Origin of the sequence: Corallococcus sp. 4LFB, assembly GCF_046520365.1 — a bacterium.
In the GTDB taxonomy this organism is placed as follows: Bacteria; Myxococcota; Myxococcia; order Myxococcales; family Myxococcaceae; genus Corallococcus; species Corallococcus caeni.
In genome coordinates, this window is record NZ_JBKGHJ010000595.1 from 1 (window position 1) to 4543 (window position 4543).

5 protein-coding genes are annotated in these 4543 nt (G+C 71.3%); 2 read left to right on the forward strand and 3 right to left on the reverse strand.

Annotated elements, in window-relative coordinates; genetic code table 11:
- A partial coding sequence (locus ACLEQD_RS37620; protein ID WP_410390690.1) for a DUF2058 family protein occupies positions 1-647 on the forward strand: 647 nt, incomplete at its 5' end.
- 72 nt (positions 648-719) lie between these two features.
- Here ACLEQD_RS37620 and ACLEQD_RS37625 read toward each other — a convergent pair.
- Positions 720-1901, reverse strand: coding sequence for an acyl-CoA dehydrogenase family protein (locus ACLEQD_RS37625; RefSeq protein WP_410390691.1), 1182 nt, complete (start codon positions 1899-1901; stop codon positions 720-722).
- Positions 1902-1960: 59 nt separating this feature from the next.
- Positions 1961-2965, reverse strand: a complete 1005-nt coding sequence (locus ACLEQD_RS37630) for a DUF1028 domain-containing protein (protein WP_410390692.1) — start codon at positions 2963-2965, stop codon at positions 1961-1963.
- 117 nt (positions 2966-3082) lie between these two features.
- Here ACLEQD_RS37630 and ACLEQD_RS37635 point away from each other — a divergent pair, with 117 nt between their 5' ends.
- A complete protein-coding gene (locus tag ACLEQD_RS37635) occupies positions 3083-3847 on the forward strand; it encodes an SDR family NAD(P)-dependent oxidoreductase (RefSeq protein ID WP_410390693.1) in 765 nt (254 codons plus the stop codon).
- A 67-nt stretch (positions 3848-3914) separates the two neighbouring features.
- On the opposite strand, the gene ACLEQD_RS37640 is transcribed toward ACLEQD_RS37635, so the two are convergent.
- A partial coding sequence (locus tag ACLEQD_RS37640; RefSeq protein ID WP_410390694.1) for a methyl-accepting chemotaxis protein occupies positions 3915-4543 on the reverse strand: 629 nt, incomplete at its 5' end.

The window sequence follows — 4543 nt, forward strand, 5'->3', positions numbered from 1 at the left end:
GTCCGCCGCGCCACGGGTCGGAGGCTTGCCGGGGTCCCCAGGGCGGGTTCGGCGCGGCCTCGCGTCCGGGCACGCCCGCGGAGAAGCCCATTCCGAAGCTGCCGCCCCTGCCGGGCTCCAAGGCCTACCAGCGCGCCGAGTCCAAGAAGCAGGTGGAGCTGGACCGCGCCCTGCGCGAGCTGGTGCTGGGCGCCCAGGTCCCCCAGGAGGCGGGCGAGACGGCGTTCTACTTCATGACGCGCAAGGGAAAGCTGCGCCGCATGGAGCTGAGCCCCGCCCAGGCCAAGCAGCTGGAGGAGGGCGAGCTGGGCGTGGTGGAGCGTCCGGAGCCCGCGCAGATTGAACACTCGCTGGTGCCCGCCGCCGTGGCCGAGCAGATGTACGCGCTGTCCGCCAAGGCCGTGCGCTTCTTCAACCGCAAGGAGAACCCCGTCGGCTTCATGAACGACGAGGAGCTCAAGGCGCAGCAGGCCGCCGAGGCCTCCGGCACCGCCACGGAGACGCCCGACGAGCCCGAGGCCTCCGCGGAAGGTTCCGAGGAGGCTGGCGAGTCCGGCGAGGCCGAGGCGTCCGCGGAGGCCCCTGCCTCCGAGCCGTCGTCCGAACCCTCTGGCGAACCTTCGGGCGAAGGCAGCCCCCAGTCCTGACGTTCCTTCCCGTGCCCTCCCCTCCTTCCCGTCCGGGAGCGAGGGGAGGCGCGGCTTCCACCGGCGTCCGCGTCAGCCGAACGCGTCGATGCCGGTGATGGCCTTGCCCAGCACCAGCGTGTGCACCTCGTGGGTGCCCTCGTAGGTGAAGACAGACTCCAGATTGAGCATGTGGCGCACGGGCGGATAGTCGTCCGTGATGCCGTTGGCGCCGTAGATGCTCCGGGCCACGCGCGCGATGTCGAGCGCGCTCTTCACGTTGTTGCGCTTGGCCAGGCTCACCATCACGGGGTTGCTCTTGCCCTCGTCCTTGAGGCGCGCGAGCCGCAGGCTCAGGAGCTGCGCCTTGACGATCTCCTGGAGCATGTCCGCCAGCTTCTCCTGCGTGAGCTGGTAGCCGGCGATGGACTTGCCGTCGAACTGCGCGCGGGACAGCGCGTATTCGCGCGCGCCCTCGAAGCAGGCGATGGCCGCGCCCGTCACCGCGAACGCGATGCCGGCTCGCGCGTTGTTGAGACACGACAGCGGCCCCTTGAGGCCCACGACGCCGGGCAGCACGTCGCGGTCCGGCACGCGCACGTCCTGGAAGGACAGCTCGCTGGTGCGCGACGCGCGCAGGGAGAACTTGCCGGGAATCTCCCGCGCGCTGAAGCCGGGCATCCCCTTCTCCACCAGGAAGCCGCGCACGGACTCCGGGCCGCCGTCCTCCGTCTTCGCCCACACCACCGCGACGTCCGCGATGGAGCCGTTGGTGATCCACGCCTTGGTGCCGTTGAGCACCCAGGTGTCCCCGTCCTTCCGGGCGCGGGCGCGCATGCCGCCGGGGTTGGAGCCGAAGTCGGGTTCGGTGAGGCCGAAGCAGCCGATGAGCTGTCCCTTCGCCATGCCCGGCAGGAAGCGCGTCTTCTGCTCCTCGCTGCCGTAGGCGTGGATGGGGAACATGCACAGCGAGCCCTGCACGGAGGCGAAGCTGCGCAGGCCGGAGTCACCGCGCTCCAGCTCCTGCAGCACCAGGCCGTAGCTGACGGTGTTCATGCCCGCGCAGCCGTAGCCCTGGAGGTTCGCGCCCAGCACGCCCAGCTCCGCCAGGCCCGGGATGAGGTGCGCGGGGAAGGTGCCGTCGCGGAAGTGCTTGCCGATGATGGGCAGCACCTCCGCGTCCACGAAGCGGGCCACCGCGTCGCGGGCGGCCTTCTCCTCGGCGGACAGCAGGTCGTCGATGCGGAACAGGTCGGTGATGTCGGCGCGGGGCATGGCGGCGAGCTTGACGTCGCCATGCGGGAGCCGTCAAACGGCCCCCGAGGCCCGGCGCCTCAGTGCTTCGCGGGCGCGAGCGCTTCCAGGTCCGCGTCGCGCAGGAAGTTGACCAGCGGGCCGTCAATCTTCCGCTGCCCTTCCACCACCACGGTGGGCTTGAGGAAGAAGAGGTTGTTCCAGTTGAAGTCATACAGCGCCTGCTCGGCGGCGTCGTTCCAGGTCCCGTCCATGCGGCCGTCGTAGTACCCGAGCTTGTGCAGCACGCGCTTCACGACCTTCGTGGTCTCCCTGTCCAGGGAGATGAGGTCCGACGCGTACGGCGCCGCGACGCCCGCCTGGTAGCGGTTCATCTCCACGTCCAGCTCCCGCAGCGCGTTCCGGCTGCTGTGCACGACGGAGTCCGCGAGCACCTTCGTGTAGAAGACCGCTTCGTTCTCCGAGCTCCAGACGCGGATGACGCCGGAGCGCTCGCCGTTGTTGTCTCCGCCCACGGCGGCCCCCGCCTTGAGCGACGCGAGCAGCCGCTGCGGCAGGCTGCCCCGGGCCTGCTGGAAGCCCGTCGCCATGGCGGCGCAGATGGTGGCGGTGGTCTGGTTGTTGGCCTGCACCACGAAGGTGGCGCCCTTCACCGCGCAGCGCTGCGAGGCGCTCTCCGCGCCGGTCTGCTGGCCCACCGTGATGGTGCCGTCGGGGTTGAGCTTCACCGCAGCGAACTGGCGGTAGTCCGCGTACGGATCCACGGTGAACACGTAGTCGATGGCGGCCTGGGCCGTGTCGCCCGCGTCGACGCGGGCGATGACCGCCTCGGCGTCATCCACCGACGGGTAGAACATGGAGGCCACCGCGACGTCCGGGCGGCCGTAGGGCACCAGGCCGCTGATGCCCGCGGGGAAGGAGATGCTGGCCACGCCGCAGGACTTCTCCACCGCGTCGCACGCGACGATGGCGCGCGTGCCCAGGAGGCGCGGGTTGGCGCGGCCGGTGGGCGCCGCGCCCAGGGCGGACGTGGACACGAACATCAGGCAGGAGGCGGCCAGCAAACCACGCTTGAAGGTCTTCATGTGCAGGTGACTCCGACGCTGTGATGGATGTCCTGAAGAGTCACCGGCAGCGCAAATGATGCATTTCGCCGCGCGCCGTCCGCGCGATTGACGCGCGGGGCTCTATGCTCACCGGCCATGGCAAGCGAGACGACGAAGACCGTGGTGGTGACGGGCGCCAGCCGGGGCATTGGCCGCGCGGTGTCCCTGGCGTTCGCGCGCGAGGGCTATGACGTCTGGGCGCTGGCGCGCTCGGCGGAGTCGCTGGAGGCGCTGCACAAGGAGGGCGGGGAGCGCATCCGCACGCTCACGGTGGACGTGGCGGACGAGTCCGCGCTGCTCGCGGCGTGCAAGACCGTGCTCGCGGCGGGGACGCCCCGGGTGCTGGTGAACAACGCGGGCATCACCGTGTCCGCGCCGCTGACGAAGACGTCCACGGCGGACCTGGCGAAGGTGATGGCGGTGAACGTGACGGCGCCGTTCCTCCTGTGCCGTGAGCTGATGCCCGCCATGGCCTCCGCGGGCGGCGGGCGGGTCATCAACATCGGCTCCATCACGGCGACGCGCGGGGCGAAGTACACGTCCGCGTACTGCGCGTCGAAGCACGCGCTGCTGGGGCTGACGCGCGCGCTGTCGGTGGAGTACGCGCGCAAGAACGTCACCGTGAACATCGTGAACCCGGGCTGGGTGGAGACGGACATGTTCGCGGGCGCGACGGCCGCCATCACGAAGACGACGGGCCGCAGCGAGGAGCAGGCCCGCGAGGCCCTGGCCGGGATGAGCGCCATGGGCCGCATCATCCAACCGGAGGAGGTGGCCGCGATGTGCCTCTTCCTCGCGTCGGAGGCGGCGGCCCCCATCACCGGCGCGGCCTACGCCATCGACGGTGGCGAGGCGGCGTAGCGCGCGCCGGGGGGTCACCGCGTCAGCCGGCACCCGCCGTGGCGACGGTGCCGCGCGGTGCCCGCCGTCACAGGCGGTACTGCTCCACGATGTTGCTGACCTCGTGGGACGCGGTGGTGAGGCGCGCGGCGGCCACGGCGCTCGTGGCCACGCGCTCCACCGTCTCGTCCGCCAGCCGCGTCAGGTCGCTGAGCGCGGCGAACAGCTCCGCGATGCCCGCGTCCTGCTGGCTCACCATGTCCGCGATGCTCTTCACGGACACGCTGTTGTTCTGGATGACCGCGGCCAGCGCGCGCAGGCTCTCACCCGCCGCGCGCGCCTGGTCCAGGCCGCCCTCCACCTCGCGCGTGCCGCCCTCGCTCGTCTGCACTGCCTCCGAGATGGCGCGGCCGATGTCGCCCAGGATGGACTGCACGCGCGACGTGGCCGTCGCGGACTGGTCCGCCAACGACCGCATCTGCCGGGCCACCACCGCGAACGCCCGGCCCGCTTCACCGCTGCGCGCCGCCTCGATGGCCGCGTTCAAGGCCAGCACGTTGGACTGGTCCGCCAGGTCCTTCACCGTGCCGGTGATGTCGCCCACCTGCCGCGTGCGCTGCCGCAGCTCCGACACCGTGTTGGAGATGCGCTCCACCTGAGAACGGATGTGCGTGAGCCCGCCCACGCTGCCCGCCACCGCGGACTCGCCCGCCTGCC

What these genes read in the sequence shown, in the direction of transcription:
- ACLEQD_RS37635 (WP_410390693.1), top strand. Translation starts at nt 3,083, where the DNA reads ATGGCAAGCGAGACGACGAAGACCGTGGTGGTGACGGGCGCCAGCCGG.
- ACLEQD_RS37625 (WP_410390691.1), bottom strand. Translation starts at nt 1,901, where the DNA reads ATGCCCCGCGCCGACATCACCGACCTGTTCCGCATCGACGACCTGCTG.
- ACLEQD_RS37630 (WP_410390692.1), bottom strand. Translation starts at nt 2,965, where the DNA reads ATGAAGACCTTCAAGCGTGGTTTGCTGGCCGCCTCCTGCCTGATGTTC.